The sequence below is a fragment of the Dyadobacter fanqingshengii genome (assembly GCF_023822005.2).
In the GTDB taxonomy this organism is placed as follows: Bacteria; Bacteroidota; Bacteroidia; order Cytophagales; family Spirosomataceae; genus Dyadobacter; species Dyadobacter fanqingshengii.
Map to the genome: position 1 here is coordinate 2,362,824 of NZ_CP098806.1, position 22,938 is coordinate 2,385,761.

22 protein-coding genes are annotated in these 22,938 nt (G+C 45.1%); 17 read left to right on the top strand and 5 right to left on the bottom strand.

The genetic code is table 11. From position 1 onward, the window contains the following. Positions 1 to 4 precede the first annotated feature (4 nt). Positions 5 to 529 (bottom strand): hypothetical protein, encoded by a 525-nt coding sequence (locus NFI81_RS09755; protein WP_234612639.1) that lies wholly within the window; start codon positions 527 to 529, stop codon positions 5 to 7. A gap of 38 nt (positions 530 to 567) precedes the next feature. On the opposite strand from NFI81_RS09755, the gene NFI81_RS09760 reads away from it, so the two are divergent. The 5 genes from NFI81_RS09760 to gloA2 all read left to right on the top strand — a co-directional run bounded on the left by NFI81_RS09760 (position 568) and on the right by gloA2 (position 5,963). Next, positions 568 to 1,638 (top strand): acyl transferase, encoded by a 1,071-nt coding sequence (locus NFI81_RS09760; protein ID WP_234612638.1) that lies wholly within the window; start codon positions 568 to 570, stop codon positions 1,636 to 1,638. Between the two features lie 237 nt (positions 1,639 to 1,875). After that, positions 1,876 to 2,475 carry a gluconate 2-dehydrogenase subunit 3 family protein gene (locus NFI81_RS09765; RefSeq protein WP_234612637.1) on the top strand — a complete coding sequence of 200 codons (600 nt, stop codon included), beginning with the start codon at positions 1,876 to 1,878 and terminating at the stop codon, positions 2,473 to 2,475. Between the two features lie 66 nt (positions 2,476 to 2,541). Continuing rightward, positions 2,542 to 4,260: an FAD-dependent oxidoreductase gene (locus NFI81_RS09770; RefSeq protein WP_234612636.1), complete on the top strand. Its 1,719-nt coding sequence runs from the start codon at positions 2,542 to 2,544 to the stop codon at positions 4,258 to 4,260. A gap of 86 nt (positions 4,261 to 4,346) precedes the next feature. Then, positions 4,347 to 5,534: an acyltransferase family protein gene (locus NFI81_RS09775; RefSeq protein WP_255717395.1), complete on the top strand. Its 1,188-nt coding sequence runs from the start codon at positions 4,347 to 4,349 to the stop codon at positions 5,532 to 5,534. A 39-nt stretch (positions 5,535 to 5,573) separates the two neighbouring features. Next, positions 5,574 to 5,963, top strand: coding sequence for an SMU1112c/YaeR family gloxylase I-like metalloprotein (gene gloA2, locus NFI81_RS09780; RefSeq protein ID WP_234612635.1), 390 nt, complete (start codon positions 5,574 to 5,576; stop codon positions 5,961 to 5,963). 9 nt (positions 5,964 to 5,972) lie between these two features. On the opposite strand, the gene NFI81_RS09785 is transcribed toward gloA2, so the two are convergent. Then, the gene (locus tag NFI81_RS09785) at positions 5,973 to 6,455 is read right to left on the bottom strand and encodes a hypothetical protein (RefSeq protein WP_234612634.1); all 483 of its coding nucleotides are present in this window, start codon (positions 6,453 to 6,455) and stop codon (positions 5,973 to 5,975) included. Between the two features lie 345 nt (positions 6,456 to 6,800). Between NFI81_RS09785 and NFI81_RS09790 the strand changes: the two genes are divergently transcribed. The 4 genes from NFI81_RS09790 to NFI81_RS09805 all read left to right on the top strand — a co-directional run bounded on the left by NFI81_RS09790 (position 6,801) and on the right by NFI81_RS09805 (position 13,173). Next, positions 6,801 to 9,095 (top strand): peptidylprolyl isomerase, encoded by a 2,295-nt coding sequence (locus NFI81_RS09790; protein ID WP_234612633.1) that lies wholly within the window; start codon positions 6,801 to 6,803, stop codon positions 9,093 to 9,095. A gap of 80 nt (positions 9,096 to 9,175) precedes the next feature. Further along, positions 9,176 to 10,549 carry a peptidylprolyl isomerase gene (locus NFI81_RS09795; protein WP_234612632.1) on the top strand — a complete coding sequence of 458 codons (1,374 nt, stop codon included), beginning with the start codon at positions 9,176 to 9,178 and terminating at the stop codon, positions 10,547 to 10,549. Between the two features lie 54 nt (positions 10,550 to 10,603). Then, the gene (locus NFI81_RS09800; RefSeq protein ID WP_234612631.1) at positions 10,604 to 11,566 is read left to right on the top strand and encodes an AAA family ATPase; all 963 of its coding nucleotides are present in this window, start codon (positions 10,604 to 10,606) and stop codon (positions 11,564 to 11,566) included. A gap of 14 nt (positions 11,567 to 11,580) precedes the next feature. After that, positions 11,581 to 13,173, top strand: a complete 1,593-nt coding sequence (locus NFI81_RS09805) for an aldehyde dehydrogenase (NADP(+)) (RefSeq protein ID WP_234612630.1) — start codon at positions 11,581 to 11,583, stop codon at positions 13,171 to 13,173. On the opposite strand, the gene truA is transcribed toward NFI81_RS09805, so the two are convergent. After that, entirely contained in the window at positions 13,166 to 13,903 is a 738-nt protein-coding gene (truA, locus tag NFI81_RS09810; RefSeq protein WP_234612629.1) for a tRNA pseudouridine(38-40) synthase TruA, read from the bottom strand. The genes NFI81_RS09805 and truA overlap by 8 nt on opposite strands. A 109-nt stretch (positions 13,904 to 14,012) precedes the next feature. On the opposite strand from truA, the gene NFI81_RS09815 reads away from it, so the two are divergent. From NFI81_RS09815 to NFI81_RS09835, 5 genes are all read left to right on the top strand, one after another. Then, complete coding sequence (locus NFI81_RS09815; protein ID WP_234614870.1) at positions 14,013 to 15,680, top strand: glutamine--tRNA ligase/YqeY domain fusion protein; 1,668 nt, start codon at positions 14,013 to 14,015, stop codon at positions 15,678 to 15,680. Positions 15,681 to 15,711: 31 nt separating this feature from the next. Beyond that, positions 15,712 to 15,990, top strand: a complete 279-nt coding sequence (locus NFI81_RS09820; protein ID WP_234612628.1) for a type II toxin-antitoxin system RelE/ParE family toxin — start codon at positions 15,712 to 15,714, stop codon at positions 15,988 to 15,990. Between the two features lie 7 nt (positions 15,991 to 15,997). Beyond that, complete coding sequence (locus tag NFI81_RS09825; protein ID WP_234614869.1) at positions 15,998 to 16,312, top strand: HigA family addiction module antitoxin; 315 nt, start codon at positions 15,998 to 16,000, stop codon at positions 16,310 to 16,312. 190 nt (positions 16,313 to 16,502) lie between these two features. Next, on the top strand, positions 16,503 to 16,760 hold the full coding sequence (locus NFI81_RS09830) for a hypothetical protein (RefSeq protein WP_234612627.1): 258 nt from the start codon (positions 16,503 to 16,505) through the stop codon (positions 16,758 to 16,760). A 110-nt stretch (positions 16,761 to 16,870) separates the two neighbouring features. Beyond that, positions 16,871 to 17,395 (top strand): ferritin, encoded by a 525-nt coding sequence (locus tag NFI81_RS09835; RefSeq protein ID WP_234612626.1) that lies wholly within the window; start codon positions 16,871 to 16,873, stop codon positions 17,393 to 17,395. 81 nt (positions 17,396 to 17,476) lie between these two features. On the opposite strand, the gene NFI81_RS09840 is transcribed toward NFI81_RS09835, so the two are convergent. Then, positions 17,477 to 18,049: a GNAT family N-acetyltransferase gene (locus NFI81_RS09840; protein WP_234612625.1), complete on the bottom strand. Its 573-nt coding sequence runs from the start codon at positions 18,047 to 18,049 to the stop codon at positions 17,477 to 17,479. A gap of 187 nt (positions 18,050 to 18,236) precedes the next feature. Here NFI81_RS09840 and NFI81_RS09845 point away from each other — a divergent pair, with 187 nt between their 5' ends. The 3 genes from NFI81_RS09845 to NFI81_RS09855 are packed head-to-tail and all read left to right on the top strand — an operon-like array spanning position 18,237 to position 22,473. Continuing rightward, positions 18,237 to 20,474 carry an FUSC family protein gene (locus tag NFI81_RS09845; protein WP_234612624.1) on the top strand — a complete coding sequence of 746 codons (2,238 nt, stop codon included), beginning with the start codon at positions 18,237 to 18,239 and terminating at the stop codon, positions 20,472 to 20,474. A gap of 11 nt (positions 20,475 to 20,485) precedes the next feature. Continuing rightward, positions 20,486 to 21,559, top strand: a complete 1,074-nt coding sequence (locus NFI81_RS09850; RefSeq protein WP_234612623.1) for an NADH:flavin oxidoreductase/NADH oxidase — start codon at positions 20,486 to 20,488, stop codon at positions 21,557 to 21,559. Positions 21,560 to 21,585: 26 nt separating this feature from the next. Continuing rightward, a complete protein-coding gene (locus NFI81_RS09855) occupies positions 21,586 to 22,473 on the top strand; it encodes a DMT family transporter (RefSeq protein ID WP_234612622.1) in 888 nt (295 codons plus the stop codon). On the opposite strand, the gene NFI81_RS09860 is transcribed toward NFI81_RS09855, so the two are convergent. Further along, the gene (locus NFI81_RS09860; RefSeq protein ID WP_234612621.1) at positions 22,430 to 22,915 is read right to left on the bottom strand and encodes a hypothetical protein; all 486 of its coding nucleotides are present in this window, start codon (positions 22,913 to 22,915) and stop codon (positions 22,430 to 22,432) included. The genes NFI81_RS09855 and NFI81_RS09860 overlap by 44 nt on opposite strands. Positions 22,916 to 22,938 lie beyond the last annotated feature (23 nt).

Here is a 22,938-nt window from a genome sequence, read left to right on the forward strand (position 1 = left end):
AACTTTATAGATAACCTGGAACCTGAACGCTGTCTGTCTGAATCTGGTCACTTACATGTAACGCCCTGTCACGGATACGCACTTTGAATCTTACATAAACAGGGACGGTGCTGTTACCATATAGAAAGCTGGTGTTAAGATCTATTTTCCCTTTGATTGGCCCTGGTTTGCCATCTGGTTTCAATATCGGCATCCATTTGTACTGGTCTTCCGCAAGAATCGACTCGGTCCAACGACCGTCCCTGCCTTTTCGGGCAGTTACGAGTTCATAATTCCCCCAATTTCCATAAGGCCTTACGAAAGAAGAATCCGAGCGCTCATCAGCCGAAGCACCAAGGTCACCGTCTCCATCTTCGAAATCAATAGTAATGATTACATTTTCACGAATGTTCTTGCCGGAGGAATCTTGTTCAGGCTCTGAATAAATGCCGTTATAATATATTTTGGGTGTATCACTAAAGTCCGGGATATCCACGCAGCCAAATGTTCCTGCTGCCAAAATGATGAATAGGGAAACTTTCAATTGCATATTAACTTTGTATTTATATTTCTACGAAAGTAACAGTATTGGAACTTCAAAACAACAAATCACAAACCGAAAAAAGGCAGGCATTACGCGAGCGAATCCTGCATTTACAACCCACTGATTTTGAGCGGCTGGCAATGGATATTTTCCGTTATCAGGCACGCTATAATCCAGTTTACAACCAATATATCAGCTACCTGAACATTAACCCGGAGCTGGTAACCCGACTGACCCATATCCCGTTCCTACCCGTTCAGTTTTTCAAAAACCATATTATTAAAAGTGTCGGATCGCCGGGCGACGGATCACCTGTTGCATCTGCAATTTTTCAAAGCAGCGGAACAACCGGGCAACAAACAAGCCAGCACCATTTGTTCGATGAGACATTATATAAGACCGTCTCAGCGCGCATTTTTCAGGAAAATTTTGGTGATCTGAAACAGTTCCATATTCTGGCGCTGCTTCCATCATATCTTGAACGAAACAACTCTTCGCTCGTGTATATGATGCAACATTTTATTGCTGAAAGTCAGTCAGAATTGTCAGGTTTTTATCTTAAAAATGTGGAAGAACTGCTCCAAACGCTCACTTTCTTGTCCAGCAACCCGGATGGCAGAAAGGTTCTCCTGCTTGGCGTCACATTTGCGCTGCTTGACCTTGCTGAAAGCGCATATGATTTGTCGTTTTTGAGTAAAATAAAAGAACTTACGGTAATGGATACGGGCGGGATGAAAGGGCGCAGACAGGAGCTTTTGAGGGAAGAGGTGCACGATGTACTTACCGGCAGGTTATTTGTCGATAAAATTCATTCGGAATATGGCATGACCGAAATGCTTTCACAAGGTTATTCACACGGCTCAGGATTGCTCTTGCCGGGTTTTTCCATGCGGATCCTGCTCCGCGATATCAACGATCCATTTGCCATTTACGACCAAAACATTACCAAATCCAAAACCGGCGGCATCAATGTGATCGACCTCGCAAACCTCGACAGCTGCTCATTCATAGAAACCCAGGACCTGGGCAGATTTGGCGAAACGGAAGGTTCGTTTTACGTGATGGGGCGCTTTGATAATTCTGACATCCGCGGTTGCAATTTAATGGTAATATAAGTCGTTCATTTCAGCGGCGAGGAATTCAGCCATGCTAAGAACGTACACATTAATGCTTTTTTAATAACAAGCAGCGTATTGATTGTGAGTTACATACCGGGCTTAAACATTATATAGAATTGTTCTAAGAACCTGTAAACAGAGAATATTTCATAAATTAGCAGGCTTTTAGAAATTGCATTAATCAAATGTATTATTACACTTTGGATTGTTAACCTATCATATAAAGTATATCAAATGAAAAGACGTGATGCCCTTGGTCGTGTGGCACTTTTAATGGGTGGCGCACTCTCAGCTCCCACGATGCTGGCTTTTCTGGAAAGCTGCAAGAAAGCTTCGGATACTGCTACCGGAATTACATTTCCGTTTACCCCGGAACGGCAGGCGCTGATTGCAGAGGTTACCGAGATCATTATTCCAAAAACAGACACACCAGGAGCGAAGGATGCAAAAGTGGGTGAGTTTATTGAAAAGATGATGAAGGATTGCTATTCTGAACCCGAGCAGAAAAGTTTCAATAAAGGATTGGAGGAGTTGGAAAAGAAAGATTTCATGAAAGCCACGCCACAGGAACAAACCAAGATCCTGACGGAAATGGAAAAAGCTTCAAAAGACGATTTGGCCAAAGCGGACACCGAAAAGAAAAAGTATACCGAAGCCGGAAAAGAATACACCGACGCACCTGTGCCATTCTTCCGTCTGCTGAAAGAACTGACCCTTTTAGGCTATTTTACCTCAGAGCAGGGAGCCACGCAAGCACTCGAATATGTGGCAGTTCCAGGGCGTTATGACGGTTGCATTGATTATAAACCGGGGCAGAAAGCCTGGGCATTGTAAGCAGCGGCTAGCTGAAATTTTATGGCCGTGAGTGGCCAAGTCATTAAAAATCGAAAAATATTCATCATGAATTTGAACATAAAAGCAGCGAAACAAACCACATACGACGCAATCGTGGTTGGATCGGGCATCAGCGGCGGCTGGGCAGCTAAGGAATTGACAGAAAAAGGCTTGAAAGTGGTTATGCTCGAAAGAGGCCGCGACATTAAGCACATTACCGATTACAAAACCGCAACCCTGGCTCCGTGGGAATTTGAGCACAGAGGCCGCGTTACCACCATTGCCAAAGAACAATATTGGGCCGGGATCAGGACAGGTTATACAGCCAATGAAGAATGGGCATATCTGTTTGAAAACGATAAGGAGAACCAATACGAAGAAACCCGCAAGTTTGACTGGATCCGTGCCTATCACGTAGGCGGGCGCTCGCTGCTGTGGGGACGCCAGAGCTATCGCCTCAACCCGATGGATTTTGAAGCGAACGCTAAAGATGGCATTGCAGTAGACTGGCCGATCCGATATAAAGACATTGCGCCATGGTATGATTACGTAGAAAAATTTGCGGGGATCAGCGGTGCAAAAGATGGTCTGGATGTATTACCGGACGGAAATTACCTGCCGCCAATGCAAATGAACTGTGTTGAAAAACACGTAAAAGGCGAAGTAGAGAAGAAATTCGCAGGCCGTCACATCATTATGGGACGCGCTGCCCACCTTACACAACCACAGGCTTTCCACACAGAATTGGGACGCGCTGCTTGTCAGTTCCGTAACATGTGTATGCGCGGATGCCCATATGGAGCGTATTTCAGCACACAATCGGCTACGCTTCCTGCCGCGCAGAGAACAGGTAACCTTACATTGGTGCCCGATTCGATCGTCTCAGAAGTGATTTACGATGATAAGTTAGGCAAAGTGACAGGCGTTCGTGTGATCAACCAGAACACATTGGAAACCAAAGAATACTACGCGAAGATCATTTTCATGAATGCTTCGGCTATTGCATCGGCATCCATTTTAATGAACTCCAAGTCGAAACGCTTCCCGAACGGTCTGGGTAACGAAAGCGACCAGCTTGGCCGTAACATTATGGATCACCATTTGGCAGTTGGCGCAAGAGCGGACGTAGATGGTTTTGAAGACAAATATTATTTCGGAAGACGGGCAAACGGGATCTACATTCCACGTTACCGCAACTGGGGCGACGACAAGCGCGATTATATCCGCGGGTTTGGTTACCAGGGAGGCGCAAGTCGCGAAAGCTGGGGACGCGGCGTGGGAACGGATGGTTTCGGTGCTGATTTCAAGAAGTCACTTTCGGAACCGGGCGGATGGAATATGAACATTCAGGGTTTTGGTGAAATGATCGCTGACGAGAAAAACCGGTTTACATTGCACCCGACCAAAAAAGACAAATGGGGACTTCCACTTGTTGTTTTTGATGCGGCATACGGTGAAAACGAAAAGAAAATGCGCGTGGATATGATGAATGACGCGGCGGAAATGCTGGAAGCGGCAGGTCTGAAAAACGTAACGCCATACATTGACGATTCAAAACACCCGGGCATTGGTATCCACGAAATGGGAACTGCCAGAATGGGTAATGATCCAAAAACATCAGTTTTGAATAAGAACAACCAGGTTTGGGGCGCGGAGAATGTGTATGTTACGGACGGCGCATTCATGACGTCGGCATCTTGTGTAAACCCGTCGCTTACTTACATGGCGATGACGGCACGTGCAGCTGATCACGCCGTGAAGGAGCTTAAAAAGATGAACGTTTAGTAAACCATATATTATAATCCAAAAAACCTCGCTGGGTAAATCCGGCGGGGTTTTTTCTTTTGTGGTCTGACTAAACCCATCAAAATTTGAAAGAGTATATACCTGCTCCAAAACGTGTTTCATCCATTGATGCTTACCGTGGATTTGTAATGTTCCTGATGATGGCCGAAGTGCTCCGATTGGGAAAAGTTGCGGAAGCCTTTCCAGGCAGTGCTTTTTGGGCATTTCTGGATTTTCATCAGAGTCATGTAGAATGGGTGGGTTGCTCGCTGCATGACATGATCCAGCCATCGTTTTCATTCTTGGTCGGAGTGGCCCTTCCCTACTCTATTGCCAGCCGTGCCAGTAAAGAACAAAGTACAGCCATAATGTGGCTGCACACGTTCAGGAGATCGCTTACTTTGATTTTGTTGGGTATTTTCCTGCGCTCCATGCATAGCGAACAGACCAATTTCACCTTTGAAGATACATTAACACAGATTGGGCTGGGTTACCCAATACTTTTTGCACTTGGTTTTACTGGCGAACGTACGCAATGGGGCGCATTAGCAGGAATTTTATTGGCTTATGGTCTCGCATTCGCATTATACAGCTTGCCTGGTCCTTATTTCGATTGGTCTGAAACCGGCAACGTGGCCAACTGGGAGCATAACCTGAAAGGATTTGCAGCACATTGGAATAAAAATACAAACACCGCCTGGGCATTTGACCGCTGGTTCCTCAACTTATTTCCACGTCCCGAGCCGTTCCGGTTTAACGGAGGTGGATATAGTACGCTAAGTTTCATTCCGACATTAGGAACAATGATACTCGGTCTCATAGCCGGTAAATGGCTCAAATCTGCGCCTTCCGCCACTTGGCTGCTCAAACGCCTCGCTATTACGGCGGCTATCCTTTTGGCGCTTGCACTTATCCTGAATTTCACCGGCCTAAACCCAATCGTGAAAAGGATCTGGACACCCGCCTGGACATTGTTCAGCGGCGGAATTTGTATGTTGTTCCTGGCCGGGTTTTATTTCCTTGTTGATGTCAATCAAAAACAAAAATTCTTTTTCCCGCTCATTGTCATTGGTACAAACTCGATCGTGGCATATGTAATGGCAGAAACTATCGTCAGTTTCATCGACAGCTCATTCCGTATCAACGTAAGCCAGCAATATGATATGGTTTTGGGTCAGCATTATCAGCCAATTGTTCGCGGCGCTATTATTTTGCTGGTGGAATGGGCGATCCTCTATTGGCTTTATGCAAGAAAGATATTTGTAAGAATTTAAATTTTTGCGGCCTATATTTGGACCTCACAGTCAAGCATTATGCAATTACTGAAAGCCGTTCACCACATTGCCATCATTTGTTCCGATTACGACAAATCGAAGCACTTTTATACAGCGATTTTAGGATTTGAAATTGAAAGGGAAGTTTTTCGGGAAGAGAGAAACTCCTACAAGCTGGATCTCTCGCTGAACGGACAATACATTATTGAGCTTTTCTCTTTTCCTGATCCGCCAAAGCGTCCGTCCAGACCTGAGTCCACCGGTTTAAGGCACATTGCTTTTCAAGTGGATGATATTGAACTGGCAATTGCACAGTTGCGAAAAAAACGTATTGAAACAGAGGCAATAAGAGTAGACGAGTTCACCGGTAAAAAATTCACATTCTTTGCCGACCCCGATGATTTGCCGATTGAATTGTATGAAATTTAGTGTTGCAAACTACGCTGCTGCGATGTAACCAATCCGGCTTCTGGTTCCTACTTCCAGTTTGGATAATGCTTCGTAAAACTCCGAAATCCTTACCAGATGTTCGTCCAGCATTAACCTCGCCTCAGAATCTTTATCAACATGGGTACGGAGCATTTTATATAACTTTAATGTTGCTGCTTCGATCTTTTTGAGGCAGGTTGCAATCTGTTCTTTCTCTTCCACATCTTCCAGCATCTTCAAAGCCGTCCTGGCCGTAATGTGGTTGGTATCCCCTAATTCCTTATCAGTCAGGAAGCATTTAAAATAATCGTAGATCCATTTTATTTCTTTTTGGAATAACAATGCACTTACATGGCCCTGGCTGAGAATACGCCTGCAAGGACTCATGCTATCCTTTTTCAATGCTTCCAAATAAAGAAGTTCTCTGGTTTTTTGTTCGATCCACAATGCTTTGATTGCCTGAACGAAATCTCTTTTCCTACTATCTTCCATAACCAACCTGTTTAAGAACTACTTTGCCCTGCTTTGACAAAAAAAATTGTGCCTGAGACGTAGTAAATGGACATTTACTGTTATCAAAACAAATATTCGGGCATAAGTGCAAAAACGCCTGACGTGGCAACCGAAGTTGAGAGAGCAGATACATTGTGGCGTTCCTCAGTGTGGCGATCACGCCATACCGATTCCCATGTATGATTTGGATTATAGAAGAACAAATCACGTGCCTGAACGTTATATTTTTGATCTGTTAGGAAAGCGTCTAACTTTGCTGGCTTTACCAGCGTCAATCCGGCAGTAATTTGATGCCGAGAGCTCCTTAAAATTCGATTTGTAAACATGCTTAAAATACAATACAACATTGCCCTGCTTGCGCTTCTGGCTGTAAGCTCCTGTAAAACAACTGCACCCCCTCAACAAATAGTAGTAACTGAAACGCCTGCATTACTGGAAATAGGAAATGAAAAATTTTCGGTAGAGGACTACCAGGATTCATATAATAAAAACAAAAACGCATCTGATTCAACGCGTGAGTTAACCCCTGAGGAATATTTTAATTTATACAAAGACCTGAAAATTAAGATTTTACACGCAAAAGACGAAGGAAAAGACACCACGCAAGACTATAAGGAAGAAATCACATCCTATCGCGAGCAACTCGCCAAAAATCACCTGGTTGATAAATCGCTCGTTGAAAAGCTATCCAATGAGGCTTATAACAGGCTGAAACAGGAAGTGCGGGCTTCGCATATTTTGATCGGCGTTTCGGAAGACGCTTCACCGGCGGACACGCTGGAAGCTTACCGTGCCGCCATTGCGCTACGCGGCAGATTGGAGGAAGGCAGCGATTTCGGTGACCTTGCCGCCAAGTTTTCAAAGGACCCGGTTGCTGCAAGAACAAGGGGCGATCTGGGTTATTTTACCGCTTTTCAAACCCTTTATCCGATTGAAACCGTTGCTTACACATTGCCGGTTGGAAAGGTTTCTCAGCCTGTGCGTACGAAAGCAGGTTATCATTTAGTGAAGGTGATGGACCGACGTTCAAACCGGGGAATGGTGCGGATTGCGCACATTATGGTGCAGCAGGATACTGCCGGAACTGCCGCACAGAAAGAGTCCGCGAAAGCACGGATTGATGAAGCCTATGCTTTGCTGGAAAGCGGCGAAGATTGGGATGCAGTAGTGGAAAGTTTTTCGGATGACAGACAATCCAGAAAAAACAGAGGATTACTACCCATGTTCGGCATTGGGCAGATGGTGCCGGAAATTGAAGAGGCGGCTTTTGCTTTGACAAAAGTGAACGGATATTCCAAACCCGTGCTGACCATGTACGGCTGGCACATTGTAAGGCTGGCTGAAAAACGCTCGTTAGAGCCTTATAGCGTAATGGCGCCGTCGCTGCGCAAAAAGGTTGTGACGGATTCGAGAGGAAAGGTTTTGGAACTGGCCAATGCAAAAAGGCTTCGGGAAAAATATAAAGTCCAGGAAAATGCAGATCAGTGGAACGCGGTTGCAGCGCTGGCCGACAGCACCATTAAGGCCGGAAATTGGGATTATATGAGAGCCGTTTCAACAGATTGGGCTTCTGTTGCGTTATTTAAGATTGAGGAGCAGTCGTATGACGCTTTGGGCTTTTTGAATTATGTAAAAAGAAAACAACAGGCCAGGACAAAGGACGCGTCGCCTGCGATTGTTTTCCGCAAATACTATCAGGATTATCTGACCGAAAGTCTGGCTGATTATGAGAAAGAGCATTTGGAAGAAACCAATGCTGAATTCCGCAGCATAATGAGCGAGATCAAAGAAGGCGTGTTGCTTTCGCAGGTGATGGAGGAAAATGTCTGGGGACGGTCGCTGACTGATTCAACGGGCCAGAAAGCATTTTATGATCGGAATAAAGAGCGCTATAACTTCCCGGAACGCGCACTCGCTACGGTTGTTTCGGCAAAAGACACGCAGACTGTTAATGCGATTAAAAGGACATTGGCACAAAGCCCCTATAAGCTCGAAAGGAGATTGAAGGAAATTTTGTTTGGGGCCAATGCAACCGAAGTTGAGAATGAGCAACTTGACGCACTTACGGACGTTTATATTGTAATGGAAAAGAATCCTGATTACATTGTGGAAATTGCAGGTTACAGGTCAGCCGATGAAAGCGAGATCACGTCTGCGAACCGGATCAGGAATGTAGTGAAATATTTAAATGGAAGGAACATTCCCATTTTGAGGATCATTGAAAAGGATTACGGCTCATTCAGGCAAGCGGCCGAAGCGGACCGCAACAGGCGGGTAAGCTTTCAGTTTTACAGTCAGGCCAGAAGCGACGTTGAAAAAGTTTACAATGCCGATAAGCCCGATGCCGTTATGATCCGGGATGGTTATTTCACGAAGGAAAATCCTTTGTTTACCAAATTCAAATGGCAAACAGGCGAACAAACGGTAACCGATAACAACATGGTTTTCTGGACTTCCGTACAAAAAATAGAGCCTTCACGCGCAAAGACATTTGCCGAAGCGCGGGGCAGTGTGATCAATGATTACCAAAAAGAACTGGAAAAACAATTGATAAACCGGTTGCAGGAGAAATTCCCCGTAAAAGTGAATGCACAAGAATTAGAAAAAATTAAGCGTTAGCCGTATTTTAGCATTTTGTAAGCTGCATTTTTAGTGAAACCACAATAACCCGAATATATTAAGGAGAATCAAACAAACGTATGAAAATTAATAAAGTATTGGCGCCCGGTCTGATTGCCGTTTTTACACTGCTTCTCAGCATCATCAGTTTCGGACAGGGCCAGCAGGGTGTGAGCATTGATAAAATCATTGCCAGGGTTGATAATCATTACATTTTGAACTCCGAATTGGAGGAAATGTATACGCAGTACAAAGCCGAAGGACGCGCCGCTCCCGAGAAATGCCAGCTTCTGGAATCGCTTATCATTAACAAAATGCTTCTTGCCAAAGCCGAAATCGATTCCGTGGTTGTGGAAGATAAAGAAGTGGATGGCGAGCTGGACGCAAAAATGGGTTACATGGTGCAGCGTTTCGGTTCCGAAAAGAACATTGTGGAAGCATACGGTAAAAGCATTGAAAACCTGAAAAGTGAGTTGCGCACGCAGGTGAAGGAGCAAAAGATCGTTGAGAAAATGCAGCGGACCATTTCCGGTAATGTGAAGATTACGCCAAGTGAAGTGCGCAAGTTTTTTAATTCCATTCCAAAAGACAGTCTTCCTTACATTCCTTCCGAAGTGGAAATTGGCCACATTGTAAAATTGGGAACAGTTACCCGCGAGCAAAAGGATAAATTAAGACAACAATTGCTCGAACTGAAGCAACGCGCTGAAAAAGGCGAAGACTTTGCCACATTAGCCCAGATTTATTCAGAAGACCTTGGTTCGGCGAAAAATGGTGGTGACCTGAATTTCGCAAAACGCGGTGCAATGGTTCCTGAGTTTGAAGGAGCGGCATTATCGCTGAAACCGGGCGAAATGTCCAATATCGTTGAATCGCAATTTGGTTTTCACTTAATTAAATTGATTGAAACACGCGGTGCGGAATATCACGCAAGACACATTCTTTTACGCCCTGATTATAACAAAGGAACGGATATGACCTCGGCGATCCGTGCATTGGACAGCCTGAGAAACCTGATTGAGATTGACACATTGAAATTTGCCAAAGCCGCGCTGGACAACTCCGAAGATAAAGAAACAGCCGAATCGGGAGGTTTGATCATGGACAGAAACACGGGCCTGGCTCGTCTGACCTTGGATGCATCTATGGATCCGGCATTATATTTTGCGATTGACACCATGAAAGTGGGCGACCTGAGCAAACCGGTTGCATATCGTACGGAAGACGGAAGAAGCGCAATGCGTATCATTTGGTACAAAAGCAAATCCGAACCGCACACGGCCAACCTGCGCGATGACTATGAAAAACTAGCCCAGATCGTGCTTAGTAACAAACGGAATAATGCATTGGAAGAATGGTTTAAAAAAGCGCAAGGAGACGTTTTCATTAGCATTGAACCCGAATACAAGGATTGCAAAGTCCTTGGCTTAGAGGCCTTAGCAAACGATATTTAGCTTTTTTAAGTAAGCATTGCGGTTAAAGGAGTTGAAAATTTAATCTGACAAATTGTGAGGTATTCATCGGACGTTGAAGCTGCCGAAGCTATGAAAATAGCTTATGATAAAATCCGGAGTGAGATTGGAAACGTAATAATCGGACAGGATGAGGTTGTTAAAGGATTGCTTACCGCTATTTTCTGCCAGGGCCACTGCCTGTTGGTAGGCGTTCCCGGGCTGGCTAAAACGCTTCTCATTCAGACGATTGCCTCTTCGCTTGATCTCAATTTCAACCGGATCCAGTTCACACCCGACTTAATGCCGTCAGACATTCTTGGTTCGGAAACTTTGGACCAGAACCGTAATTTTAAATTCATCAAAGGTCCTGTTTTCGCAAACATTATCCTTGCCGATGAGATCAACCGTACGCCTCCTAAAACGCAATCCGCCCTTTTGGAAGCGATGCAGGAATATTCGGTGACCATTGCAGGCGCAAAACATACATTGGAGCGTCCCTTCTTCGTGTTGGCCACACAAAATCCGATTGAACAGGAAGGAACTTATCCCTTACCGGAAGCCCAGCTTGACCGTTTCATGTTCATGATCCAGCTGGATTATCCTTCGTATGCAGAGGAAGTGAATATTGTGAAAAACACAACCAACGACGTTCGGTATCAGGTAAAAAAAGTCGTTTCTGCCGAGGAGATCATGGATTTCCAGCATTTGGTAAGGCGTGTTCCGGTAACCGATCACGTCATCGAATACGCGGTAAAACTAGTCCACAAAACCAGGCCAGCCGCCGGACTCGCCGTAAAAGACACCAACGACTATCTCGACTGGGGCGCAGGCCCTCGTGCTTCACAGGCGCTGATCCTGGCTGCGAAATGTAATGCATTGCTTTCCGGAAAATATTCGCCGGATATTGAGGATGTGAAAGCAGTTGCATTGCCTGTGTTACGCCACAGAATAATCCGGAATTTCAAGGCTGAGGCCGAAGGAATTTCAGTGGATGATCTTATTGCACGTCTCGTCTGACAATATCTTAACTTATGGAAATTAAAGGTAAAAACTACATTGGCTATTCACTTTCTAGCCAGGGCGATCGCACATTCCAATCTTACGTGCCCGCGAAAGATTCATTTCTTCCTGAACATTTTCATACAGCAACGATTGATGAAGTCGAGCAGACTATGCTGCTTGCAAAACAGGCTTTTGGCAAATACGCGCAAGTTTCCGCTGCAAAACGGGCTGATTTCCTGATTGCGATATCCGAAGAAATAATGGCAATTGGCGATGTTTTGCTCGAAAGGGCAAATCTGGAAACCGGTTTGCCTATCGCACGCCTGCAAGGTGAACGTGCACGAACGATCAACCAGCTTACCCAATTCGCCGAACTGCTCCGGGAAGGCTCATGGATGGATGCATCCATCGACACCGCCCTACCCGACCGCACACCCGTTCCCAAGCCTGACATTCGCAAAATGTTGGTTCCTATTGGCCCGGTGATTGTTTTTGGTTCCAGTAATTTCCCCTTTGCCTATTCCGTAGCCGGCGTGGACACCGGCCCGGCTTTGGCGGCAGGAAACCCCGTTATCGTCAAAGCGCACGCCGCACATCCAGGCGTAAGCGATCTCACGGCGCAAGCGATTGTAAAGGCAGCGCAGAGGACAGGAATGCCGGATGGCGTTTTTTCTATGCTATATGATGACGGTTTCGAAGTGGGCACTGCGTTGGTAAAACATCCTGCCAGTAAGGCCGTTGGATTTACGGGTTCAATGAAAGGCGGAATGGCGCTGTTCAAAATGGCGCAGGAACGTGAAGAGCCGATTGCCGTTTTTGCAGAAATGGGCAGTGTAAATCCAATTGTTGTATTGCCCGAATATCTGGAACACAATGCATTGGAGCTTGGAAAGACGCTGGCTGGTTCGGTTAGTTTAGGCGCAGGTCAGTTTTGCACCAATCCCGGACTTGTGTTTGTAACCAAAACGCAGGGTTTGATCGCATTTACAGATTCATATAAAAATGAAATCCTGAAAACCACATCTGCTACAATGCTTACGGCCGGCATTTGCAAAAATTATTACAAACTTTGCGACCATGCTTTTGAGCAGGAAGATGTAAATAAGCTGGCCGTTTCTGAGCAAATGTCTGAGGGGCAAAATCAGGCGCAGGCTTCCATAGCAACCGTTTCAGGCGAGAGTTTTATTGCAAATCCAAAACTGCATGAGGAGGTTTTCGGACCATTTTCTCTGCTTGTGATCTGTGAGGACACGAATGAAATGCTCGAAGCAATCTCACATTTGAAAGGTCAGCTGACTTGCTCTTTAATGGCGGAGGAAAGCGAGGTTAATGCACATGCAGAGATCGTTAACCAACTTGCCCAAATTTCGGGTCGGTTTATACTGAATGGCGTTCCTACCGGCGTCGAGGTTTGCCCTTCCATGCATCACGGCGGCCCGTTTCCCGCGACCGCGGATGCAAAATTCACCTCTGTTGGCCGACATTCTATTCTGCGTTTTGTTCGTCCGCAGTCATTTCAAGGCTGGCCTGATGAACTTTTACCAGATGAATTGAAGAATTCTAATCCGCTCGGCATTTTCCGTTTGGTTAATAACCAATTCAGCAAGGACGCGATCAAATAAAGTCATATCCCACTTCCACCAGAAAAAGCCCTTCCGCAGGAGCCTGAGCGCCAGCCACTTTTCTGTTTTTTGACAAAATAACCTGTTCGAATTCAGCAACGGTCCGCTTACCTTTTCCCACATCCAGCAAAGTGCCAACAAGCGCACGAACCATTCCGCGCAGGAAACGATTGGCACGAATGTGGAAGATGAGCATATCGTCTGAATCAACCCAAATAGCCTCCGTAATGGTGCACCGGAAATTATTCACCTGCGTGTGAATCTTGCTGAAACTTTCGAAATCATTGTATTGCAGCAGTAAGGCCGCGGCTTCATTCATTCGCTCTATGTCAAGATCAGCCTTTAACAAGTACGCCAAATCTGTCAAAAAAGGATTTTTTTGCCTGGTAATGCGGTATTCGTATTTCCGATGCGTTGCCGCAAAACGCGAGTTGATATCGTCAGGAACTTCAATAACCCGCCGCACGGCAATGTCCCTGGGAATGAGTCCGTTGAGCTTATAAATTAGCAGCTCTTCATCTTCGATCCGATTTTCTAAATCAAAATGTGCAAATTGTTGTTCTGCATGTACGCCGGTGTCGGTCCTGCTGCTGCCTGTGATTTCAATGGGTAAGCGCAGGATTTTTGCCAGCGCTTCTTCCAGGACTTGCTGGACGCCCAATGCATTGTTCTGTTTTTGCCAGCCGTTGTAGGCAGTTCCTTTATAGCTGAATTCGAGAAAATAGCGCATTTTGCAAAAGTAAAGGAAACAGCCCGGATTTGCGATTTGCCGCGGTTCATTGCTGGTTTTGTTGGGAAGAAGGTTAACTTTGAAAATCGAAAAATATTTCCATTTTAGTATGATTACGGAAGAGAAAAAAGAAGAGAAAAGCCTGAATTTTATTGAGGAAATTGTGGAGGCGGATTTGCAGGCAGGAAAATACACCCAGATCATAACAAGATTTCCACCCGAGCCAAACGGCTATTTACATATCGGCCATGCATCCAGCATTTGCCTCAACTTTGGATTGACCAAAAAATTTCCTGGCTATACAAACCTTCGTTTCGACGACACCAACCCGGTTACCGAGGATACGGAATATGTGGAAAGCATTAAAAACGATATCCGCTGGATGGGTTTTGAATGGGAAAACGAGCTTTACGCTTCCGATTACTTCGACACGTTATATCAATATGCCGTTGAGCTGATTAACAAGGGGTTGGCTTATGTGGATGACTCAACTTCCGAGGAAATTGCATTGTTGAAAGGCACACCGACCGAGCCTGGAAAAGACAACATTTACAGAAGCCGGTCGGTCGAAGAGAACCTGGCGCTTTTTGAACAAATGAAAAATGGCGATTTCCCGGACGGAAATCGCACGCTTCGCGCTAAAATCGATATGGCGCACATTAATATGCTCATGCGCGATCCGATTCTCTATCGTATCAAACATGCGCATCACCACCGCACGGGCAACAAATGGTGCATCTATCCGATGTACGACTTTGCGCACGGACAAAGTGATTCGATTGAGACAGTGACACATTCCATCTGTACATTGGAATTTGTGCCTCACCGCGAGTTATACGACTGGATCATTGAAAAGCTTGGCATTTATCCATCACATCAATACGAATTTGCCCGCCGTAACCTGAACTACACAGTTACGAGCAAGCGAAAATTGCTGCAACTGGTTCAGGAAAAGCATGTGAATGGCTGGGACGACCCAAGAATGCCGACGATCAGCGGCCTGCGCAGAAGAGGTTATACACCGGAAAGCATCCGCGACTTTTGCGATCGCATCGGCGTGGCACGTCGTGAAAACATGATCGACGTGGGATTGCTCGAATTCTGTGTTCGCGAGGATTTGAATAAAAAGGCGCTGCGCAGATTGGTGGTTTTAGATCCGTTGAAAGTGATCATTACCAACTTTCCAGAGGGCGTTACTGAAATGTGCCACAGCGAAAATAATCCGGAAGACGTCTCCACCGGAAATCGCGAAGTCCCTTTTTCAAGAGAAATTTATATTGAAAAAGAAGACTTTATGGAAACGCCGTCCAAGAAATATTTCCGCCTGGCGCCAGGTAAAATGGTTCGCCTAAAAAGCGCGTACATTATTCAGTGCGACGAATTTATCAAGGACGAAAATGGTGAAATAACAGAAGTGCGTTGCTCCTACATTGAAAACAGCAAAAGTGGTCACGATACGACCGGCATCAATGTAAAAGGAACATTGCACTGGGTTTCCGTTCCGCATGCGCAGGAGATCGAAGTGCGGCTTTACGACCGTCTTTTTTCCGTGGAGGACCCATCGTCGGAAGAAGGTGATTTCAAAGAATACATCAATCCAAACTCATTGGAAATCATAACCGGCTACGCCGAGCCAGCACTCAACGAAGCCAAAGAAGGAGAATCATTCCAATTCCTCCGCAAAGGCTACTTCGCCAAAGACCCCGACAGCGCAGAAAAGCTTGTATTTAACAGGACAGTGACATTAAGGGATAACTGGGCGAAGGCTGGGAACTAGCCACCACTTTTCATTACACACACTAAAATAGATGATTGTCACCTTTAAGCATAAGGGGTTGTTGGCCTATTATCAGGATGGAAACGCCTCTCGATTGCCAGCAACTTATTTGAGAAAGATAAACCGGATCCTGGATCAGCTTGATGCGGTGACTTCGGTAAATGATATTGCACAGCTTGGATCCGGTGTGCACAAGCTTACTGGAAATTTTAGTGAATTTTGGTCAATCAAAGTCTCCCCAAATTACAGGATTATCTTTCGCTTTGAAAATGGGGATATTTTTGATGTTGATTATGTAGACTATCATTGAAATGATCATGATAAAACGAAACCTCGCTCCTGTTCATCCCGGAGAAATTTTAAGAGAAGAATTTATTGCAGAAAGAGGCCTTACAATCACAGAAGTTGCTAATGGGCTTGGCATAACGCGCCAAATGCTTTCTGCTGTTGTGAACGAAAAAGCTGCAATAACTCCGGAACTTGCTGTAAAGCTGTCGGAGGCTTTCGGCAACACCGCGCAATTTTGGGTCAATCTTCAAAAGAACTACGAGATATGGCACGCGGAGAAGAAAGTAGATCGCACGATCATAAGGCATTTTGGAAAGGATCACAATATGCAATCGGCTTCATAATCTTCCCTGTAATTAGATTGCTTACAAATAAACTTGTTTGACATTTTGTTTGCGGTTATATTTGTGCAACAATTTCCACGATTCAAATAGATTGCTGTCAGTGAATACCCCAAATGAACTGTTTAGTACTGCGAAAGGATTTAGTCTCCAGTGCGATTTAACATCTAAGATCATTCTTCATTTTGGTGAAATGCAGGCTTCTTTCAGAATTCAGGATTTCCTGAATTTCCGTCGCTTCATTAACAACATTGACATTCATAGCAAGATTTTTGACCTCTCCGATGACTCTGACTATGAGTTTGTTGAAGCACCCCAGCTTAACATTAATCACAAACTTACGCTTTGCGAGCTGATCCAATTAAGAGAATTGGTGAACGGCACCCACTTCGCAATCGAGCTTAATTCCCTTTTACACCAACTATTATATAACGAGGCAGAATTAGTCTAAATAGCTCATTTCGATCATATTAGACCAATTCCAAATTTCGTGTTTCGTTTGTAATGCTGAACTTTCGCATGATATTTGTACTTGTTAATACAAATAAAAGAAAGTGAACCATGAGAGATTTATTGAGACAACGGACTTCCCTGAAAGAGGAAATAGAAATACTTTTGAACAATCAGGTGAAAATGGAAGCGGAAGCTTCTGCCAAATATCTGGCCATGGCTTCATGGTGTGACCGTAACGGATTCAAAAATAGTGCAAAATATTTTCTTAAGCAGTCTGACGAAGAGCGCGGACACATGCTTAAAATATTCAACTACATCATGACTGTTGGCGGAACCGCGGTTTCACCGGAAGTAGCGGCTGTAAAACAAGAGTTTGCAACATTCAGAAGTGTGTTTGAGGCAGCATTGCAAAGCGAGATCGCTGTAACACAATCGATTAACCGCATTGTTACGCAAAGCCGAAGAGAAGAAGATTATGGCACTGAAAATTTCCTGCAATGGTTTGTGAATGAGCAAGTTGAGGAAGAAGACAATGCACGCCGTGCCATCGAATTATTTGACGTGATCGGCGAAGAAGGAACAGGTCAGTATTTTATTGACAAAGCAATCGTTAAGATTGGTTCAGAACACTGACCTTCAAAACACAGACCGATTGAATATTAAGAGAAAAAGCTGCTCATTTCCGGGCAGCTTTTTTTATGTCGTTATGCGTTGTTAGGCTGTTTTATTTAGCAAAGAATATATTTCCGTATCCAGAAATTTCCCGTTTTCGTAAAAACTTTCCTTAAAATACGCTTCTCTTATAAACCCATGTTTAACCAAAATCTTTCTTGAAGCATCATTCTCCGGGCTGATCTTTGCCTCGATGCTGTGAAAGCGCATTTCTTGAAAACCATAACTTACAATCCGGTTCAAAGCTTCGCTCATGATCCCTTTAAACCAATGATCCGGATGGATCATGTAACCGATTTCGGCGCGATAGTTGTAGAGATCCATTTTATGAAATCCGATCGTGCCGATCAAAGTGCTATCGCTTTCCTTTGTTTCAATATCTCTTAGTGAAATGCCCCAGGTGATCCCGATTTTTTCCCTGAGATTTCTGTTGTAAGCGTCTATCAGGTCCCTGGCTTCAACCACAGATGCCAGCAACGGTTTACCAATGTACTGCATAGCCAGCGGATTGCTCCGTAATTTAAACATATCGTCCACGTGCTTATCGGACATGGCGTGCAGCAGCAATCGCTCAGTTTCTAATATCGGAAACGGGTCAAAATTTACAAATAACATTGTTTTCTAACTCCCTTTAAGTGCTTACCAACGCAACAACCTCCTTTGGGTTTTCTCAAAAATACAAAAACAACGCAATTATCGGCCAATCAAAGGACATTGCAAATAATCCGGGAATTTGGAACGCGTTTTGTTGCTTGTGGATTATAAATAGTAGTATTGCGTTAGCTACCGATTGCCTGTTTACATGAATTACCTCGACGAATTCAAAAAGTTTATTTCCAGTCATTACCTTTCGACAGGCGTAAGATTAACCCTTGGCGCGGTTGTTCCGAGCCTTATATTTCAACATTACGGCATACTTGGCGATATGATTGCGTTTCCGCTTGGCACGTTGCTGATCGGCGCAACGGATAACCCGGGGCCTTATCACAGACGGCGCAATTCGCTGATTATCGCGATTTTCACCTGCTTTGCGGTGGCTTGTATAACCGGCTATCTCCGACACATCCACTTTATCATATTCCTCGAAATCATCGTTTTCGGGATGTTTTTCTCGCTGGTCGGCGTTTATGGTAACCGGGTCAATAGTATCGGGCTTATCTCGCTGCTGGTATTTGTATTCAACATTGATGATCATTTGAGCGGTGATCTGGTTTTCAGGACAGCTGCTATCTTTGCTGCCGGCGGGATCTGGTATTTCGTCCTATTTATGATTTTGCAGAAATTACTGCCTTACAAGCTTATACAGCAGCTTTTAGGTGAAAACTTTGCGGAACTGGGCAAGCTCCTCTGGATTAAAGCGGGATACTATTTTGCGAAACCGGATTATGATGATCTGTTCAATCAAATGATCCATCAACAGGTTATCCTCCGGGAAAACCACGAAAACCTGCGTGAAATCCTGTTCAAAACACGCGAAATTGTTACTGAATCCACGAATAAAAGCCGGGTATTAATGCTGATGTTCCTGGATAGCATTGACCTTTTTGAGCGGATCCTCAACTCGCAGCAAAATTACACCAACCTTCACCGGGCTTTTGATCATACCAAAGTATTAAGGCTCTTTGGCACTTACATTATTTGGTTATCAGATGAAATCAAGCAAATTGGACTAGCTATTCAAAGCGGTTCGCCCTCCCACCCCAAACATGACCTGGACGAGGCGTTCAACAAGTGCCAACGGGCGTTTGAGACAATGCGCGAACATAAAATGACGCACGATAACATGGAAGACTTTATCATGTTGCGTCAGATTCTCAACAGCTTGCAGGATGTTACCGAGCGCGTTAAAAAATTGCATCGCGCCACCACATACGATGCGGATGTAAGCAAGGGATACAAATTAAATGTCGAAGCCGAGAATTTTATCCCAAAACAGGAATATCACCCGCGCATTCTCCTGGATAACCTTTCACTGAAATCGAGCCATTTCAGACATGCCGTGCGGGTAACGATCGGGCTTTTAATCGGATACATTATCTCGCTATTTCTTGAAGTAGGGCACGGTTACTGGATCCTTCTGACCATTGTTGTGATCCTGAAACCAGCTTTCAGCATTACTAAACAGCGGAATGTGCAACGGATCGGCGGCACGCTCGTTGGTGTTTTTACTGGATTTTTGCTGTTGTATCTGATTGAAGACGGCACCGCGCTTTTTATTATCATGATGCTGGCCATGATCCTGGCGTACAGCTTCTTGAAGATCAATTATTTCGTCGCTTCAACCACCATTACATTATATGTGATCCTTTCCTTCAACTTCCTGAATCCGCAGCAAATTACGGCGGTTTTGCAGGACCGGGTTGTGGATACGGTTGTTGGCTCCATTATCGCCTATCTGATTTCATCTTACGTCCTGCCGGTTTGGGAACATACGCAGATCAATCAATATATCCGGGACGCATTGAATGCCAACCGCAAATATTTTGATGTTGTGGCGGCAAAGTTCACAGGAAAGCAATTGGATATCAATGAATTAAAAATACTTCGCAAGGATGCGATCATTGCCATGGCCAACTTGTCTGACAATTTTCAAAAGATGCTTTCCGAGCCGAAACGTCGACAGCTGAACATGGAAGAATATCACCAGTTCGTGGCAACGAGCCATATGCTGACATCCTACATTGCTTCGCTCTCCACCTATGCGCAGACGTTGGAATATTCGGAGTTTTCGTTGGAATTTGAAGTAATGATCCGGCAGATTGACCGGCAGATAAAGGCCGCAACGGACATTATAGAAGGAAAGGCAGAAAACAGCTTCGAAATTGCCCGCGAATCATTGCCCCAGAATATGAAGCTGGTGGAACTTCTGGCCAAGCGAAAAAAGCAGATTAAGGAAATGGGGATTGAAAAAGCAGATCAGTCACCCGCGCGAAAAATGTTGTCCGACCTGAAAACGATCAACGGATTGTTTGAGCTGATCAGCACGATAACCATTGATGAAATTAAAATTCTGCAAAAAATTAAAACAGCAAAAACCTAACATTCAAAACAATGGCATCCCGATTATTCACTCCGCTTAGCATTAAAAATATTACATTAAAAAACAGGATCGTAGTCTCTCCTATGTGCCAATATTCTTCCGTGGACGGATTTGCCAATGACTGGCATCTGGTTCATCTGGGAAGCCGGGCAGTAGGCGGCGCGGCCCTGCTCATTGCCGAGGCCACTGCCGTTTCTCCCGAAGGTCGGATTTCACCGGAGGATCTGGGCATCTGGAAAGATGAGCACATTGCAAAACTGAAACAGATCACCGACTTTATCTCCGCCCAAGGTGCGGTGCCCGGCATTCAGCTGGCACACGCGGGTCGTAAAGCAAGCACATATCCCGCCTGGAAGGGTCGCGGACAAGTGCCCGCAAGCGAAGGAGGATGGCAAACATTAAGCGCGTCTGCAATTCCCTTTCACGGAAACGAGCTTGCGCCCCTGCCGTTGGACTTGGCAGGAATTGAGAAAGTGATTTCCGACTTTACGGATGCGGCTAAACGTGCATTACAAGCTGGTTTTAAAGTTGTGGAAATTCATGCTGCACACGGTTATCTGATTCACCAGTTCCTGTCACCGCTAAGCAATGTACGCACCGATGATTACGGTGGCAGTTTCGAAAACCGCGTACGCTTGCTGATCCAGGTCATTGATGCAATACAAAAAGAGTGGCCCGCTGATCTGCCGTTATTTGTGCGTATATCGGCCACTGATTGGGCAGAGCACGGCTGGGATGAAGACCAGTCGGTTGAATTGGTTAATTTACTCAAAACGAAGGGTGTAGACCTGATCGACGTTTCCAGCGGCGGATTGGTTGCTCATCAGAAAATCACGATCGGGCCTTCCTATCAAGTTCCTTTTTCCGCAAAAATCAAAAAGGAAACGGGTTCATTAACTGGAACTGTGGGCTTGATCACCGAGGCAAAACAATCGGAGGAAATCCTGCAAAATGGCGAAGCCGACCTGATCATTATGGCGAGGGAAATGTTGCGTGATCCTTACTTCCCCCTGCACGCAGCACATGAACTTGGCGAAGATATCGCCTGGCCCATTCAGTATGACCGCGCAAAGCCGACTAAATAACTCTTTGTCTGAATGTTACGCCAGTTATGTTAAATCCCCGCATCGCTCTTTTGATTGGACTTTTTAGCATTAGTATTTTTCCTGTTTTGGTCAAATGGGCGCCGGTTTCCGGGATCACTTCTGCGTTTTACAGGATGTTTTTTGGCGTGCTGTTTTTGCTGCCAGTCGTTATTGTGAAACGCAAGTTCACCTGGCCTGACAAAAGCCTTTGGATCCCAATCATCCTGTGCGGGATCATTTTTGCAACCGACATTGCGGTCTGGAATCTATCCATTCAATATTCCAATGCAACACAAGCAACGCTTTTGACCAACCTCGCCCCGGTATGGGTTGGCATAGGATCTTTCTTTTTCCTGAATGATAAACCAAAATTCAATTTCTGGATCGGGACATTGGTTGCGGTGGCGGGTATGGTGGTTTTAATAGGGCCTCAGGCTTTTCTGGATATGAAACTGGATAAAGGTTTTGCATTAGCTGTCCTTTCCGGAATGCTGTATGCGTCATATATGCTCGTTAGCAAATCCATCCTGAACCGATTGAACATTATGAGTTTCATGACAATCAGCATGACCATTTCCAGCATTTACTTATTTGTGATCTGCCTCGTTTTTGATGAACCTGTCTGGCATTTCACCCCGGTTGTATGGGGCGTTTTTGTCATTCAGGGATTAATATGCCAATTAATTGGTTGGCTGGCAATTAATTATGCCGTAAAGAAGATGGACGCAATGCGCGTATCGCTCAGCCTGTTAAGTCAAGCGGTTGTTACAGGGCTGCTAGCCTGGGCATTTATTGACGAGCAAATTACCAGGCAGATGATCATTGGGGGAATCGTCATTCTCGCGGGCATCGCCATTACATTCCGGAAATCTACAATCGCGCTGCAAAGAAAACGTAGGCCCACACAGCCGTAAGCGCAAATACAAAATGGGCAAGAAATAACGTCAGCAAATAAGATTTCAGGTCAACATCGGGCGGGAAGGGATGCACGGCAAAGAAAGTGAACCAGAACATGACGGCGATCATGCCGCTCGCCAGGCCTAAAATCAATCCATTCAGGAAATCTGGCTGGCCTACTCCAAGAAACCAGAGGATGTGATAGCAAAACACAAACGCGATCCCGATGATATAATGCGCCACAATTCCTGTAAAAATAGCCGTTTTGCTTTCAGATAAACCGCGGTCGTCCGTGGTTTGACAGGTGATCATGGTGCCTAGTATTTTGGTTACTTTCATTACTTTATCCGTGATGAAAGTCATCCCATACATAAAAAGCGTCATCGCCGCCGTTCCGACTATTCCGGACGCCGCAATGATAGCAAGCCACTCCGCATTGGGCAGTAATTGATCTTTCATGGAGGTATAATTTCGTTTAACGC

Excerpts from the sequence above, each read along its gene's own strand:
- NFI81_RS09785 (WP_234612634.1), bottom strand. The coding sequence starts at position 6,455 with ATGGAAGATAGTAGGAAAAGAGATTTCGTTCAGGCAATCAAAGCATTG.
- NFI81_RS09795 (WP_234612632.1), top strand. The coding sequence starts at position 9,176 with ATGAAAATTAATAAAGTATTGGCGCCCGGTCTGATTGCCGTTTTTACA.
- NFI81_RS09790 (WP_234612633.1), top strand. The coding sequence starts at position 6,801 with ATGCTTAAAATACAATACAACATTGCCCTGCTTGCGCTTCTGGCTGTA.
- NFI81_RS09820 (WP_234612628.1), top strand. The coding sequence starts at position 15,712 with ATGATTGTCACCTTTAAGCATAAGGGGTTGTTGGCCTATTATCAGGAT.
- NFI81_RS09845 (WP_234612624.1), top strand. The coding sequence starts at position 18,237 with ATGAATTACCTCGACGAATTCAAAAAGTTTATTTCCAGTCATTACCTT.
- NFI81_RS09770 (WP_234612636.1), top strand. The coding sequence starts at position 2,542 with ATGAATTTGAACATAAAAGCAGCGAAACAAACCACATACGACGCAATC.
- NFI81_RS09855 (WP_234612622.1), top strand. The coding sequence starts at position 21,586 with ATGTTAAATCCCCGCATCGCTCTTTTGATTGGACTTTTTAGCATTAGT.
- NFI81_RS09830 (WP_234612627.1), top strand. The coding sequence starts at position 16,503 with ATGCAGGCTTCTTTCAGAATTCAGGATTTCCTGAATTTCCGTCGCTTC.
- NFI81_RS09850 (WP_234612623.1), top strand. The coding sequence starts at position 20,486 with ATGGCATCCCGATTATTCACTCCGCTTAGCATTAAAAATATTACATTA.
- NFI81_RS09860 (WP_234612621.1), bottom strand. The coding sequence starts at position 22,915 with ATGAAAGATCAATTACTGCCCAATGCGGAGTGGCTTGCTATCATTGCG.
- NFI81_RS09765 (WP_234612637.1), top strand. The coding sequence starts at position 1,876 with ATGAAAAGACGTGATGCCCTTGGTCGTGTGGCACTTTTAATGGGTGGC.
- NFI81_RS09805 (WP_234612630.1), top strand. The coding sequence starts at position 11,581 with ATGGAAATTAAAGGTAAAAACTACATTGGCTATTCACTTTCTAGCCAG.
- NFI81_RS09755 (WP_234612639.1), bottom strand. The coding sequence starts at position 529 with ATGCAATTGAAAGTTTCCCTATTCATCATTTTGGCAGCAGGAACATTT.
- NFI81_RS09840 (WP_234612625.1), bottom strand. The coding sequence starts at position 18,049 with ATGTTATTTGTAAATTTTGACCCGTTTCCGATATTAGAAACTGAGCGA.
- NFI81_RS09815 (WP_234614870.1), top strand. The coding sequence starts at position 14,013 with ATGATTACGGAAGAGAAAAAAGAAGAGAAAAGCCTGAATTTTATTGAG.
- gloA2 (WP_234612635.1), top strand. The coding sequence starts at position 5,574 with ATGCAATTACTGAAAGCCGTTCACCACATTGCCATCATTTGTTCCGAT.
- NFI81_RS09825 (WP_234614869.1), top strand. The coding sequence starts at position 15,998 with ATGATAAAACGAAACCTCGCTCCTGTTCATCCCGGAGAAATTTTAAGA.
- NFI81_RS09835 (WP_234612626.1), top strand. The coding sequence starts at position 16,871 with ATGAGAGATTTATTGAGACAACGGACTTCCCTGAAAGAGGAAATAGAA.
- truA (WP_234612629.1), bottom strand. The coding sequence starts at position 13,903 with ATGCGCTATTTTCTCGAATTCAGCTATAAAGGAACTGCCTACAACGGC.